13 protein-coding genes are annotated in these 12,289 nt (G+C 69.0%); 9 read left to right on the top strand and 4 right to left on the bottom strand.

Annotation, left to right across the window (positions count from 1 at the left end):
- From bcp to ACWPN8_RS12890, 3 genes are all read left to right on the top strand, one after another.
- Window positions 1-465 (top strand): thioredoxin-dependent thiol peroxidase, encoded by a 465-nt coding sequence (gene bcp / locus ACWPN8_RS12900; RefSeq protein ID WP_109445579.1) that lies wholly within the window; start codon window positions 1-3, stop codon window positions 463-465.
- 215 nt (window positions 466-680) lie between these two features.
- On the top strand, window positions 681-1,544 hold the full coding sequence (locus ACWPN8_RS12895) for a phytanoyl-CoA dioxygenase family protein (protein ID WP_098739165.1): 864 nt from the start codon (window positions 681-683) through the stop codon (window positions 1,542-1,544).
- A 39-nt stretch (window positions 1,545-1,583) separates the two neighbouring features.
- Window positions 1,584-2,696: an anhydro-N-acetylmuramic acid kinase gene (locus ACWPN8_RS12890; protein WP_492241013.1), complete on the top strand. Its 1,113-nt coding sequence runs from the start codon at window positions 1,584-1,586 to the stop codon at window positions 2,694-2,696.
- On the opposite strand, the gene ACWPN8_RS12885 is transcribed toward ACWPN8_RS12890, so the two are convergent.
- Window positions 2,594-4,246 carry a hypothetical protein gene (locus tag ACWPN8_RS12885; RefSeq protein ID WP_492241012.1) on the bottom strand — a complete coding sequence of 551 codons (1,653 nt, stop codon included), beginning with the start codon at window positions 4,244-4,246 and terminating at the stop codon, window positions 2,594-2,596. The two genes, ACWPN8_RS12890 and ACWPN8_RS12885, sit on opposite strands and share 103 nt — an antisense overlap.
- A gap of 57 nt (window positions 4,247-4,303) precedes the next feature.
- Window positions 4,304-4,957, bottom strand: coding sequence for a leucyl/phenylalanyl-tRNA--protein transferase (gene aat / locus ACWPN8_RS12880; RefSeq protein WP_492241389.1), 654 nt, complete (start codon window positions 4,955-4,957; stop codon window positions 4,304-4,306).
- A gap of 150 nt (window positions 4,958-5,107) precedes the next feature.
- On the opposite strand from aat, the gene ACWPN8_RS12875 reads away from it, so the two are divergent.
- Window positions 5,108-5,854, top strand: coding sequence for a ribonuclease T2 family protein (locus tag ACWPN8_RS12875; RefSeq protein WP_492241011.1), 747 nt, complete (start codon window positions 5,108-5,110; stop codon window positions 5,852-5,854).
- Window positions 5,855-5,857: 3 nt separating this feature from the next.
- Here ACWPN8_RS12875 and ACWPN8_RS12870 read toward each other — a convergent pair whose 3' ends face one another.
- Together ACWPN8_RS12870 and ACWPN8_RS12865 are read right to left on the bottom strand one after the other, a co-directional pair.
- Window positions 5,858-6,781: an NAD(P)H-hydrate dehydratase gene (locus tag ACWPN8_RS12870; RefSeq protein ID WP_492241010.1), complete on the bottom strand. Its 924-nt coding sequence runs from the start codon at window positions 6,779-6,781 to the stop codon at window positions 5,858-5,860.
- A gap of 40 nt (window positions 6,782-6,821) precedes the next feature.
- Window positions 6,822-7,601 (bottom strand): histidine phosphatase family protein, encoded by a 780-nt coding sequence (locus ACWPN8_RS12865; RefSeq protein ID WP_109445589.1) that lies wholly within the window; start codon window positions 7,599-7,601, stop codon window positions 6,822-6,824.
- 193 nt (window positions 7,602-7,794) lie between these two features.
- Here ACWPN8_RS12865 and ACWPN8_RS12860 point away from each other — a divergent pair, with 193 nt between their 5' ends.
- The 5 genes from ACWPN8_RS12860 to ACWPN8_RS12840 all read left to right on the top strand — a co-directional run bounded on the left by ACWPN8_RS12860 (window position 7,795) and on the right by ACWPN8_RS12840 (window position 12,272).
- A complete protein-coding gene (locus ACWPN8_RS12860; RefSeq protein WP_492241009.1) occupies window positions 7,795-8,901 on the top strand; it encodes an alkene reductase in 1,107 nt (368 codons plus the stop codon).
- 254 nt (window positions 8,902-9,155) lie between these two features.
- On the top strand, window positions 9,156-9,722 hold the full coding sequence (locus ACWPN8_RS12855) for a cold-shock protein (RefSeq protein ID WP_109445593.1): 567 nt from the start codon (window positions 9,156-9,158) through the stop codon (window positions 9,720-9,722).
- Window positions 9,723-10,138: 416 nt separating this feature from the next.
- Window positions 10,139-10,771 carry a YgjV family protein gene (locus ACWPN8_RS12850; protein ID WP_492241008.1) on the top strand — a complete coding sequence of 211 codons (633 nt, stop codon included), beginning with the start codon at window positions 10,139-10,141 and terminating at the stop codon, window positions 10,769-10,771.
- On the top strand, window positions 10,768-11,475 hold the full coding sequence (locus ACWPN8_RS12845) for a Crp/Fnr family transcriptional regulator (protein ID WP_492241007.1): 708 nt from the start codon (window positions 10,768-10,770) through the stop codon (window positions 11,473-11,475). Before ACWPN8_RS12850 ends, ACWPN8_RS12845 begins: the two co-directional genes overlap by 4 nt.
- 128 nt (window positions 11,476-11,603) lie before the next feature.
- Window positions 11,604-12,272, top strand: a complete 669-nt coding sequence (locus ACWPN8_RS12840) for an MT-A70 family methyltransferase (protein ID WP_109445597.1) — start codon at window positions 11,604-11,606, stop codon at window positions 12,270-12,272.
- Window positions 12,273-12,289 lie beyond the last annotated feature (17 nt).

Below are 12,289 nucleotides of genomic sequence, written 5' to 3'. Positions count from 1 at the left end.
ATGACCGTAGACGTCGGAACGCCCGCCCCGGATTTCACCATGCCGACCGATGCCGGGGGCAGCGTCACGCTGTCGGCCCTGCGCGGCAAGCCGGTGGTTCTGTATTTCTACCCGAAGGACGACACGTCGGGCTGCACCTCGGAGGCCTGCGGTTTCCGTGACCAGCTGCCCGACTTCTCCGCCGTCGATGCGGTGGTGATCGGTGTGTCCAAGGACAGCGTCGCCAGCCACGACAAGTTCAAGGCGAAGCACGAGCTGACCTTCACGCTGGCTTCGGACACCGACGGCGCCGTCTGCGAGGCCTATGGCACCTGGGTCGAGAAGAGCATGTACGGCCGCAAGTACATGGGCATCGACCGCGCCACCTTCCTGATCGACAAGGATGGCGTGGTGCGCAACGTCTGGCGCAAGGTGAAGGTCACCGGCCATGTCGCCGCGGTTCTGAAGGCGGTGCAGGCCCTTTAACCGTAAGCGGGAGGGCGGGGCGCTTTTTCTCCCGGCGTGGACCGTAGGGGAAGACGCTCCGCCGGCCCGGCTATTCCTGCGGCGTGTGGGCGTACGCCACAAGGGTATTTTTAGAATCGCCCCAAACCTGCCTACACTTCGTGCATTCCGGCACCAGAGGCCGCGCAACCCACCGCGGTTTTGGTCCTTCGGCTGCCCCCAGGGATGCACATGCCATGAACGTTGCGAACATTGCCCGGCGCCTCGTCGCCGGAGAGCTTCACTATGCGCTGGGCCGGTTCGAGTCGGTCCGGCGTGGGTACAGTGCCCTGCGCCGCCTGTCTCCCCGGTCGCGCCAGCGGGCGCCGGCCGGCCCGCCCATCGCCTTGCCTCCGCTGCCGGCCACCCTGTTCGCTGGCCAGACGGTGGAGCGCGCGCTGGGCGACCTGCGTCGCGACTCGATCGCATTCGGTTTCGACCTGCCCTGGTCGATGGTCGAGGAGATGGTGGAGTTCGCCACCCACTCCCCCCTGCAGCGGCGGCTGCGCGACGACCGCATGTTCTATCGCCACGACGTCCGCAAGGGCCGGCTGGAGGATGGATCGCCCGCGGTGATGGGCATCGTCCCCGATCCGCTGGACTGCCCGGCGGTGCGCCGGGTCTGCCGCGATCCGCTGCTGATGGAGTGCGCCGGCAAGTTCCTCGGTTTCCCCGCCACCAAGATCATTCCGCGCCTGTTCTGGAGCTTCGTCACCGACGCCACCGACGACGAGCGCCGCCAGTTGGGCCAGACCATCGACTGGCATTTCGACGTCCACGACTTTCATTTCTGTTCGGCGCAGTTCTACCTGACCGATGTCGGGCCGGGCGCCGGGGAGCATGCGCTGGTCCGCGGCAGCCATCACGGCAAGTCGCTGCGCATGCTGATGGGCTCCGCCAACGTCCGCGACGAGCAACTGTTCACCCACTTCGACCGCGACCGCATCCTGGTGGTGGAAGGGCCTGCCGGCACCGGCTTCCTGGAGGACACCTCCTGCTACCACCGCGCCACCCCACCGGCCAGCCGCGAGCGGCTGATGCTGCAGCTCTGGCTCAGCTGAGCTAGAGTGCGCCGCATCGCCACAGGGGATGCGGAGCGGATGATGGAAGCGAAGGAGGGGCTGCGCACGGTCGTCGGCCTGATGAGCGGCACGTCGATGGATGGCATCGACGCCGCTCTGCTGCGCACCGACGGCCGCGACCGGGTGGAGGCGCTGGACTTCCTGACCATCCCCTATGATGACGGCTTCCGGACCCGGCTGCGCGGCTGCCTCGGCAAAAGCGATGTCAGCGGCGGGCCGGTGGCGGAGGTCGAGCGCGACCTGACCGACGCTCATGCCGACGCGGTGCGCCGCCTGCTCGACAAGGCGGGCGTCGCGGCGGCGGAGGTCGAGCTGATCGGTTTCCACGGCCATACCATCCATCACGATCCCGGCCGGCGCCTGACCTGCCAGATCGGCGACGGTGCCCGGCTGGCCGCGGCGACCGGCATCGCCGTGGTCAACGATTTGCGCAGCGCCGACGTCGCCGCGGGCGGGCAGGGCGCGCCGCTGGTTCCGCTGTTCCACCGGGCGCTGGCCCATGGGCTGCCGCGCCCGCTCGCCGTCCTCAACATCGGCGGCGTCGCCAATGTCAGCTGGATCGGTCCCGACCCGCAGGAGGGAGAGGCCGAGGTGATCGCCTGCGACACCGGGCCGGGCAATGCCCTGATCGACGACTGGGTGCTGCGCCATGGGCTTGGCCGCTTCGATGCCGGCGGTGCGCTGGCGGCGGCGGGGCAAGTGGACAACTCGGCGCTGGCAGCACTGATGGGCCATCCCTATTTCGGCTGTCCGGCGCCCAAGTCGCTGGACCGCGACGCCTTCGACCCGGCGCCGGTGGCGGCATTGTCGCCGCAGGACGGTGCGGCCACCCTGACCGCCTTCACCGCCGCATCGGTCGCCTCCGTCGTGCCCCATTTGCCGGCGCCGCCGGTGCGCTGGCTGGTCTGCGGCGGCGGGCGCCACAACGCCACGCTGATGGCGATGCTGGCCGACCGGCTGGGCGTGCCCGTCGAACCGGCCGACACGGTCGGCTGGGACGGCGACGCGCTGGAGGCGCAGGCCTTCGGCTACCTCGCCGTGCGCAGCAGGCTGGGGCTGCCGCTCAGCCTGCCGGCGACTACCGGGGTGCCGGTGCCCATGCCCGGCGGCGTGTTCCACCCGGTCGGCTGACCCAATCCGGTGCGCCCCGTCCGGCCGGCAGGCAAAGGGTCGCGGCTGCGGGCCGTCGCGAGCAGAACCAATGCTGCGAAGGGCACGAGCCAGATCACGCGGTTCTGATAGCGGTCATGGACGGCCGACAGCCCGCCGGTGACGGCGGCGTTCAGCGTCAGCCCGATGCCGATCACCAGAATTAGCATCCGCACCCGCCTGTCGACGCGCCGCCAGCGCCCCAGCCCGAGCGCGGCCAGCCCAAGAACGCCGAGCGACAGCGACAGATCCTGGACCAGCGCCAGCCCGTCGCGGGGAAAGCGCTGCTGCGTTTGCAGCGACCGGTCGAAGGCGGCATAGACCGCTGACGGGAAACGGCTGAACAGACGGCGGGTCAGCGGCTTGACAGGGTCGTTGAGGGTGTCGTCGGGCTGGACCTCGACGAACTGGCCGGCGGCATTCGCCAGCCCATGTTCGGCGACCGCGGCCGGACGGCTGGCGATGGTGTTGTGGGCGATCTCGGCCGCCTCCGCCACGAAGCGGGGCTGGTCGCCGAAGCGGCGGCGGGCGCCGTCGGGATGCCAGAGGAAATAGTCGGAGGTGACGTAGCCGGGCGCACTGCGGTCCAGCACATCGAGGCTGCCGCACAGCAGGTAATCGCGGTTGCGGCAGGCCTCTGCCAGATAGTCGCGCGCCGGACCGTCGCCGATCAGCCGGGCGAGCAGGAAGACGGGCGAGCTTTCGGACAGCACCGGCCGGCCGGCGGTCAGCAGGTTGGAGCCGGTCAGCAGCCCGACCGCCAACACCATCGGCAACAGCACCCCCCAGGCCAGCGACCGCAGCATCGCGCGGTCGTGCCACAGCGCCCAGAGCCCGAGCAGGACGATCATCCCGCCCAGGATCGCCAGATGGCTGAGATGGGAGACGATCGTTCCAGTGAGCGCCGCAACGGTCAGCAGCCGCTGAACGGCGGTCAGGGTAGGCCAACGGACGACGACGACATAGACCAGCAGGATCACCAGCCCGGTCAGGAAGTCCGGCATGATCGTCGCGGCGTGCAGCGACAGGCTGGTGGTCAGCCCCAGCACCGCGGCAATGCCGATGAACAATCCCGGCCGGTCCGGTGCTCCCGCCGCACTCAGGGCCGCGCGCAGGACCGCCGCCGCCAGCATGCCCTGGGCGAGCGGGATCAGCCAGACGCCCCAGCCGCCGGCGAAGGGCAGCAGGAACAGCATGTAGCCGAAGGGCCGCAGGAAGAAGATGTTGGGCGACGGCAGGCCGTGCGGCGACAGGTCCGGCGGCGGCGTCCAGGCGGGCTGGGCCGCCCGGTGCAGGATGTTGAAGGCCGGCTCCAGATAGCCCGGCGTGTCGTCGAAGGTCAGCGGAAAGCCGTTCAGCACCAGCAACGGTGCGCCGATCAGAACTCCTGCCAGGATTAGAAGAAGGGCAGGCGAAATCCAGGATGCGTTCCAGAAGCGCATGGGCGCCTTCCAGCCATGGCGGTGGATGCGCGGAGGATGGCCGTCCCCGTTGCGGCGCACAACGGATCGGGCGGGGTAGAGCGGGTACATGGGGCGGCGCTTCCGGGCATGACCCCCGGTGGCGGGATGCCCCGTCAGCCCGTCGATTCAGCCGGGTGGCGTGACTGCCGACTCGAGGAGTTCGGCCAGCGCCGCCGGCTGGTGGACGCCGCGGAAGTCGGTCTTGCGCTCCATCGCCGCGGCAAGGCGGCGGCGGTACTCGTTGCGCGGGATCTCGACGGCGCCGAACCGGCTGAGATGCTCGGTCACGAACTGGGTGTCGAGCAGGGCGAAGCCGGCGGCGCGCAGCCGGGCGACCAGATGGACCAGCGCCACCTTGCTGGCCCCGGTCTCGCGGCTGAACATGCTCTCGCCGAAATAGGCGCCGCCGATCGCCACCCCGTACAGCCCGCCGACCAGCCGGCCGTCGCGCCAGCATTCCACGCTGTGGGCGAAGCCGGCGTCGAACAGATCGCCGTAAAGGCGGACGATGTCGTCGTTGATCCAGGTCTTCGGCCGTTCTTCCGTCGCTTCGGCGCAACCCTCGATCACCGCGCGGAAGGCGCTGTCGAAGCGAAGCTCGAAGGGACAGCGCCGCAGCGTCTTGCGCAGGCTGCGCGCCACATGGAAGCCGTCCAGCGGCAGGATGCCGCGGCGTTCCGGGTCGAACCAGTGAAGCTCCCGCGATTCGGCGCTTTCGGCCATCGGGAAGATGCCGGCGGCATAGGCGCGCAGCAGAATCGGGGCGGACAGGGTGAACATGCCGGTCACTATACCCTCTGCCGGGACGGAACGCGCAAACGTTCGGCACAGTGAGAATTGGCCGGGTGATGCCGGCGTCGAGACCCCGCGACAGAAACATCCTTCCATGGTATGCAACGCAGGGAAGCACATCCCTGGGGGAAGACCGTCATGCGAAATGCCGCCGCCGCCATTCTGTCCGTCCTGGTTGCCGGACTGTTCACCGCAAGCCCTTCCTGGGCGCAGAGGCGGGCGGAGCCGGGGACCTTCGATTACTACATCCTGTCGCTGTCCTGGACGCCGACCTACTGTGCCCGCGACAGGAACGGTCCCGATCCCGATCAGTGCGGCGACCGGAAATACGGCTTCGTCGTCCATGGCCTGTGGCCGCAGTACAATGACGGCAGCTATCCCGCCACTTGCACCCGCGACCGCAATTTGCCCAAGACGGTGGTGGACCAGACCATGCCGGTGATGCCGAGCGTTGGCCTGATGATGCATGAATGGCGCAAGCACGGGACATGCTCGGGCCTGACCGCGGCCGACTATTTCGCCAAGCTGCGCGCCGCAGCGGCCAAGGTGACGATTCCCGAGACGATCAGGGCGCCCGGCCCGACCGTGCCGGCGACCCAGGTCGAGCGGCTGTTCCTCGACGCCAATCCCGGCCTGACGGCGGAAGGGGTGGCGGTCATCTGCTCCCGCCGCGACGTGTCGGAGGTGCGGGTCTGCCTGAACAAGGAGCTGGGCTTCGTCGCCTGCGGCCAGAAAGTTGTCGACCGCTGCCGCGACCGCGACGCGGCCCTGTCGGCCGAGGTGGCGCCGTCGCAGCCGCGCCGCAGCATGTCGCCCCCGGCCACCCCGGCCCTGCCGCCGGCTCCAGCACCGGCCCCGGCCAGTGTCGGCGCCCCGCTGCGGTAAGGCTCAGCGGCCATCCGATTCGCTCGCCAGCGCCGCCATCACCGCCGGGATCTCCGCCAGCAGTTCGCGGGCGAGGAAGCCCAGCGGGCCGATGCGGCGGGTCAGGCGGTTGCCGGCCTCGCCATGCAGGTAGACGCCCCAGATTGCGGCCTGTTCCGGTCTGGCGCCGCGTGCCAGCAGGCCGGTGACGATCCCGGCCAGCGTATCGCCGGACCCGGAGGTCGCCAGCCCCACCGTGCCGCCGCGGTAGGCCCAAGCGCGGCCGTCCGGGGCGACGATGCGGGTGCAGCTTCCCTTCAACGCCACCACCGCCTTCAACCGGTCAGCCGCCTGTCTTGCGCAGCCGAGCGGATCGGCGTCCACCCGGTCGCGGGAACAGCCGAGCAGCCCGGCCATCTCGCCGGCATGGGGGGTGATCACCACGCGGCCCTCATGACGGTGCAGCGCCGCCGCGTTCCGGCGCAACCCGGCCAGCGCCCCGGCATCCAGCACGAAGCACGGCCCGTCCGCGCCCGCCTCAAGATGGCTCAGCAGTTCTGCGGTCAGGTCGGCGACGGCCTCCTCGTTCATCATGCCCGGACCGATCAGCACCGTGTCGCAGCGTGAGGCCCGCTCGGACAACACCGCAGCCGAGTCGGGGGCGATCTCGCCGTCGGCGGTCTCGGGCAATCCGGCGACCAGCGCCTCCGGCAGGGCGAGGCCCAGATGGGGCGCGATGCTGGCTGCGGTGGCGATCTGCAGCTTGCCGGCCCCCGCCCGCAGCACGCCGATCCCGGCGAGCAGGGCGCCGCCCGGAACCGGAACGCTGCCGGCCACCACCAGCACCCGTCCGCGGGTTTCCTTGTCGCCGTGACCGTCCGGCTGGGGCAGGGGCATGCCACGCAGAAGCTCGGCGGTGACGGGGATTTCCTCGGCTGGGGCGTCCAATCGCTCCTCCTCGTCGGGTGCAAGTGATGGAGATGGCGGCTTAGCGCGCGGCGATGGCGGCATCCGGCTCGGCGGTGACCGGGGCGCCGGCCTCCTCCAGCGGGGCGACGAAGTTGTAGCGGTGCAGCAGCAGTCCGCCGCGAGGGCCCGCCTGGGCGTCGAATCGGTATTCGGTGACGGAGCAGTTGGCGACGTCGCCGGCCGCGTCGATGGCCAGGATTTCCTGCTCGGTCAGGTTCTCCAACAGGTAGCGCAGGCACAGCACCACCACCTGATGACCGACGATCAGCACCCGCCGGCCGCCGTGATGCAGGCTGACGGTGTCGAGCGCGCTGCGCAGCCTCAGGATCACGTCGCACCAGCTCTCGCCCCCCGGCGGCCGGTGATAGAATTTCCCGAGCAGGCGGCGGAACTCGGCCTGCTCGGGAAATTCCTGGCGGATGCCGGCGGTGGTCAGCCGGTCGAGCACGCCGAATTCCTTCTCGCGCAGCCGTTCGTCGACGACGAAGTCGTTGGGGTGGACCGGCATTCCGCCCGACTGGTGCAGCCGTTCCGCCGTGCGCATCGCCCGCCGGTAGGGGGAGGTCAGAACCACGTCCGGCCGCTCCACCGCCGGCATGGCCGCGAACCAGCGGCCGAGCGCGTCGGACTGCCGCTCGCCCAGCGGGCTGAGCGGAACGTCCACGTCGCGTTCGGCGATGTCGATCCGGCTGAGCCCGGCGGCGTGCGCGGCGTCGCGGGCGACGTTCCCGGCGCTTTCACCGTGGCGGACGATCCAGAGGCGGTCGGGCCAAGGGTGCTGTAACGGCGGGTGCTGCATCGGCGGTCCCGTTTTCTGAAGGAAATCTGCCGGGAATAACCGCTGGAGAGCCGGAAAGGTCCCGCTGGAGCGACCGACCCGGTATGGCAGCCATGCCGCCCTTTGGGTTGCTGCGGTGCAGCGGAGCCTTGCCGGATGCCGATGGCGCGCCACACTTTCCTGTCGAGTTTCCAATCAGCAGAATGGATCGGACATGACGGACAGCCAGGACGCGGCCCCCCTGTTCCAGCCGGTGACGATCGGGCGCTACAGCTTGCCCAACCGCATCGCCATGGCGCCGCTGACCCGCAGCCGCACCGACAACGCCACCGGCGTGCCGACCGCGATGAACGCCGAATATTACGCCCAGCGTGCCACCGCCGGCCTGATCGTCGCGGAGGCGACCCAGATCTCGCCGCAGGGCAAGGGCTATGCCTACACCCCCGGCATCCACAGCGCCGAACAGGTGGCGGGCTGGAAGCTGGTGACCGACGCCGTCCATGCGAAGGGCGGGCACATCTGCCTGCAACTCTGGCATGTCGGCCGCATCTCCCACCCCAACCTGCAGCCGGGCGGCGCCCTGCCGGTGGCCCCGTCGGCGGTCAAGCCGGAGATGAAGGCCTTCACCGTCGACGGCTTTAAGGATATCCCGGCTCCACGGGCGCTCGATGTGTCGGAACTGCCGGGGATCGTCGAGGATTACCGCCGCGCCACCCGCAATGCGCTGGCCGCCGGCTTCGACATGGTGGAGGTGCATGCCGCCAACGGCTATCTGATCGACCAGTTCCTGCGCGACGGCACCAACAAGCGCACCGACGCCTATGGCGGTTCCGTCGAGAATCGCGCCCGCTTCCTGTTCGAGGTGCTGGACGCCGTGGTGGCGGAGGCCGGGGCCGACCGCGTCGGTATCCGCCTGTCGCCGCTGAGCCCGGCCAACGATGCCCAGGAAAGCGACCCGGTCGGCACCTTCAGCCCGGTGATCCGCCGCCTGAACGGTTACGGTCTGGCCTATCTGCACATGATCGAGGGCGTGACCCGCGGCCCGCATCCCGGATTCGGCGGCGATCTCGCCGAACTGCGCGGGCTCTACACGGGCCGCTACATGGCCAACAACGTCTATGACCGTGCCATGGCGATCGAGGCGACGGCGAACGGTCATGCCGACATGATCGCCTTCGGCCGGCCCTTCATCGCCAACCCCGATCTGGTGGAGCGGCTGCGCATCGACGCCCCGCTGGCCGAACCGGACCAGAAGACCTTCTACGGCGGCGACCGCCACGGCTACACCGACTATCCCACATTGGAGCAGTCGGCCGGCTGATACCGCGGCGCACGGGGGGCGTGCATAAACCGTCCGAGTCGCGCCGCCGGTCGCGGTACGGGAGTGCCGGAGACGGGGACGGAGCGGCACTTCGGTGCCGCCTTCGCCCGGCCGACGAGCCGGCGGGTGGGGAAGCGTGAGCCTGGGGTGGGGCAATTAACGGCGATTCGGTCATCTTTCCTTTGGAAGGCTTGACCTGGGATCGGATACCTGTGACAACAGACTTTCGGCACACTCTATGAGCTTGAAGACACATGTTCGACCGCCCGCCCCGCCAGGGCTTCCGCGCTCCCGAGATCACCAAGTCCAACGTCACCGCCACCGTGAAGTGGTTTAACCCCACCAAGGGGTTCGGCTTCGTGTCGCCTGAGGACGGTTCGCCCGATGCCTTCCTGCACGTCTCTGCGGTTCAGGCCGCCGGCTACGACGCGCTGGACGAAGGCACCACCATCACCTGTGACCTGGCCCGTGGGCCGAAGGGTCCGCAGGTTGCCTCCATCCACACGGTCGATACGTCGACCGCTCAGCGTTCGGCCCGTCCGCGGACGACCGGTGGCTTCGACCGTGGCGGTTATGACCGCGGCGGCTACGATGCCGGCGGCGGCGCCGGTGGCGAAGAAGTCGACGGCACCGTGAAGTGGTTCAATGCCGATAAGGGCTTTGGCTTCATCACGCCCAGCACCGGTGGCAAGGACGTCTTCGTCCACGTCAACGTGCTGCGCCGTTCGGGCATGCAGACCCTCCAGGAAGGCGATCAGGTGCGCGTCACCGTTCGCCAGGGCCAGAAGGGTCCGGAAGCGGGCAAGGTCGAGTACCTGTAAGGCTCCGGAATATCCGGGCCTCGGCCGTATGGCGTTCGTCCTCTCCGGATGCACGCCGCCTCGGCCGGCTCCGCTTGGCTGAAAAGCCTGACGAAGCCCCGAGCCGCTTTGGCTCCGGGCTTCCCGGTGAGAGTCCGGACTTTCAGCGCACGGTGCCTCCCTTTTGGGGTGCGCCGTGCGTTCCTGTCTTTTAATCTGCTGCTTTTGCGGTCCTGGCTCGTGAGTGATCCGGCCGTGGCTCCAGTTCGGCCCGGCTGTTCGTTGCGTGTGTCTTCTCCGCTCCTTTCTGTTTCCTCCCGCCTGCTTTTTTGGCGCCGCCCTCCGGGGCGGCCGGCGCTGGTGAATCAGCCGGCTTGTCCAGGCTGGCTTGCCGGCCTCTCTTCTGCCGCCCCAAGCTGTCGAAGGCGCGATTCGGCATGAACGAGCTGCTGACCGTCCTGCTTCCGGCCGCTGAGGGCGGCGGGTGGTCCCTGGCGCAGCTGGTGGGTTTTTGCGGCATGCTCGGCGGCATGCTCTGGCCCTTCTTCCGCAGCCGTACCGGCATGCTGCTGGTGCAATTGGTGCCTTGCCTCTGTTTCGCCCTGCATTTCGCCATGGTGGGCTCTCCGACGGCGGCAGCGCTGAACGGGCTTGCGGCGCTTCAGGTGATGGCGGCGCTGGCGATCGGCGGCCGGCCGGCCTTCCGCATCGCCTATCTGCTGATTCTGCCGGTGATCGCCACGGTGATGGCCCTCACCTGGTCCGGTCTGCCCTCGGCCTTCGCCGCGGCGGGAATGGCGCTGATCAGCCTCGCCCGGTACCAAACACAGGTTGCGCGTTTCCGCGGCACCATGCTGGTGGCTTTGCCCTGTTGGTTCGTGCACAACAGTCTGGTGGGATCGGTGCCGGGGATGATCTCAGACGTCACCGGGATCGTCGTCAATGGTTGGATGCTGCTGCGCGGCACCGGGATGGCGGCCTCATCGGCATCGATAGTGACACCAATGGCGACACCGATGGCCCCACCAACACCAATTCCGTCGTCAAGCGGGGAGGGGAAGCTGCCATGACCGTCAACCATTCGAACCTGTCTGCGGAAGACGCCGCCGCACTGCGCGCGATCCCGCTGTTCGCCAAGTTGACCGACCGTGCGGTGTCGCTGCTCGGCGGCGCCGCCATCGTGCGGCCGGTGTCGCGCGGCACCACCCTGTTTCTGCAGGACGAGACCGCCGACCGTTTCTTCGTCCTGCTCGACGGCTGGGTGAAGCTGTATCGCCTGACCCGCGACGGGACGGAGGCGGTGGTGCATGTCATCGGCCCGGCGGAAAGCTTCGCCGAGGCCGCCATGTTTGCCGACGGCAAATTCCCGGTCTGTGCGGAGGCGGTGACCGACGCCCGCGTGATGACCCTGACCGCCGACGGATTCGCCCGCTGCCTGCGCGAGGACGACCGCATCGCCTTCGGCATGCTGGGGTCGTTGTCCGTCCGGCTGCGCCATCTGGTGACGCAGATCGAACAGCTCCAGGTCCAGCCGGCACCGCAGCGGGTCGCCGCCTTCCTGATGCGCGTCTGCCCGCCGGGCGACGGGCCGGCACAGTTCCAGCTTCCCTTCGACAAGGCATTGATCGCCCGCCGCCTGGGCATGCAGCCGGAAACCCTGTCGCGGGCACTGGCCAAGCTGCGGGCCGTGGGCGTGGAAACCCAGGGGCTGACCGTCAACGTTTCCGAGCGTGCCGCCCTGCGCGCCATGGCGGAGGCCGGCGAGGAGGAGTGACGGGATTGCGGGCACCGGCGGCTGTGACAGCATCGGCTCCGCGGTTCAGACCGGATTGACGGCGCTGTCCCCCCGTGCGAGTTTGCACCCCTTCCGGTACCGCATTTGTTCAGGATTTCGAGGCAGCGATGGGCGACAGCAAGACGGTGGAGACGACATCGGATCCGGCGCAGGATCTGGTGGCCTTCGCCGGTGACCGGCGCTTCGCCACCGTGATGGCGGACCCGCCCTGGCGCTTCGTCAATCGCACCGGCAAGATGGCGCCGGAGCACCGCCGCCTGTCGCGCTACGGCACCATGACGGTGGAGGACATCTGTGCCCTGCCGGTCGCCGACATCGCCGCGCCGACCGCTCATCTCTATCTCTGGGTCCCCAACGCCCTGCTGCCGGAAGGCTTGCAGGTCATGCGCAGCTGGGGGTTCGAGTACAAGACCAACCTGATCTGGCACAAGGTGCGCAAGGATGGCGGGTCGGACGGGCGCGGCGTCGGCTTCTATTTCCGCAACGTGACAGAACTGATCCTGTTCGGTGTGCGTGGCAAGAAGGCCCGGACGCTGTCCCCCGGCCGCACCCAGGTCAATCTGATCGAAAGCCGCAAGCGGGAGCACAGCCGCAAGCCCGACGAGCAGTATGAACTGATCGAGGCGTGCAGCCCCGGCCCCTATCTGGAGATGTTCGCCCGCGGCGCCCGGCCCAACTGGTCGGTCTGGGGCAATCAGGCCGACGACGGCTATGAGCCGACCTGGAAGACCTACGCGTTCAACTCCGCCACCGACCGCGAGGCGGCAGCGGAGTGATCTGGACGACGTGATCC

It is taken from the genome of Azospirillum sp. UENF 112521 (assembly GCF_058780665.1).
Note: the sequence above shows the minus strand (reverse complement) of the source record. Positions and strands in the feature narration are given on the sequence as shown.

Excerpts from the sequence above, each read along its gene's own strand:
- ACWPN8_RS12855 (WP_109445593.1), top strand. The coding sequence starts at position 9,156 with ATGTTCGACCGCCCGCCCCGCCAGGGCTTCCGCGCTCCCGAGATCACC.
- ACWPN8_RS12885 (WP_492241012.1), bottom strand. The coding sequence starts at position 4,246 with ATGTACCCGCTCTACCCCGCCCGATCCGTTGTGCGCCGCAACGGGGAC.
- ACWPN8_RS12875 (WP_492241011.1), top strand. The coding sequence starts at position 5,108 with ATGCGAAATGCCGCCGCCGCCATTCTGTCCGTCCTGGTTGCCGGACTG.
- ACWPN8_RS12845 (WP_492241007.1), top strand. The coding sequence starts at position 10,768 with ATGACCGTCAACCATTCGAACCTGTCTGCGGAAGACGCCGCCGCACTG.
- bcp (WP_109445579.1), top strand. The coding sequence starts at position 1 with ATGACCGTAGACGTCGGAACGCCCGCCCCGGATTTCACCATGCCGACC.
- ACWPN8_RS12895 (WP_098739165.1), top strand. The coding sequence starts at position 681 with ATGAACGTTGCGAACATTGCCCGGCGCCTCGTCGCCGGAGAGCTTCAC.
- aat (WP_492241389.1), bottom strand. The coding sequence starts at position 4,957 with ATGTTCACCCTGTCCGCCCCGATTCTGCTGCGCGCCTATGCCGCCGGC.
- ACWPN8_RS12850 (WP_492241008.1), top strand. The coding sequence starts at position 10,139 with ATGAACGAGCTGCTGACCGTCCTGCTTCCGGCCGCTGAGGGCGGCGGG.
- ACWPN8_RS12890 (WP_492241013.1), top strand. The coding sequence starts at position 1,584 with ATGATGGAAGCGAAGGAGGGGCTGCGCACGGTCGTCGGCCTGATGAGC.
- ACWPN8_RS12840 (WP_109445597.1), top strand. The coding sequence starts at position 11,604 with ATGGGCGACAGCAAGACGGTGGAGACGACATCGGATCCGGCGCAGGAT.
- ACWPN8_RS12865 (WP_109445589.1), bottom strand. The coding sequence starts at position 7,601 with ATGCAGCACCCGCCGTTACAGCACCCTTGGCCCGACCGCCTCTGGATC.
- ACWPN8_RS12860 (WP_492241009.1), top strand. The coding sequence starts at position 7,795 with ATGACGGACAGCCAGGACGCGGCCCCCCTGTTCCAGCCGGTGACGATC.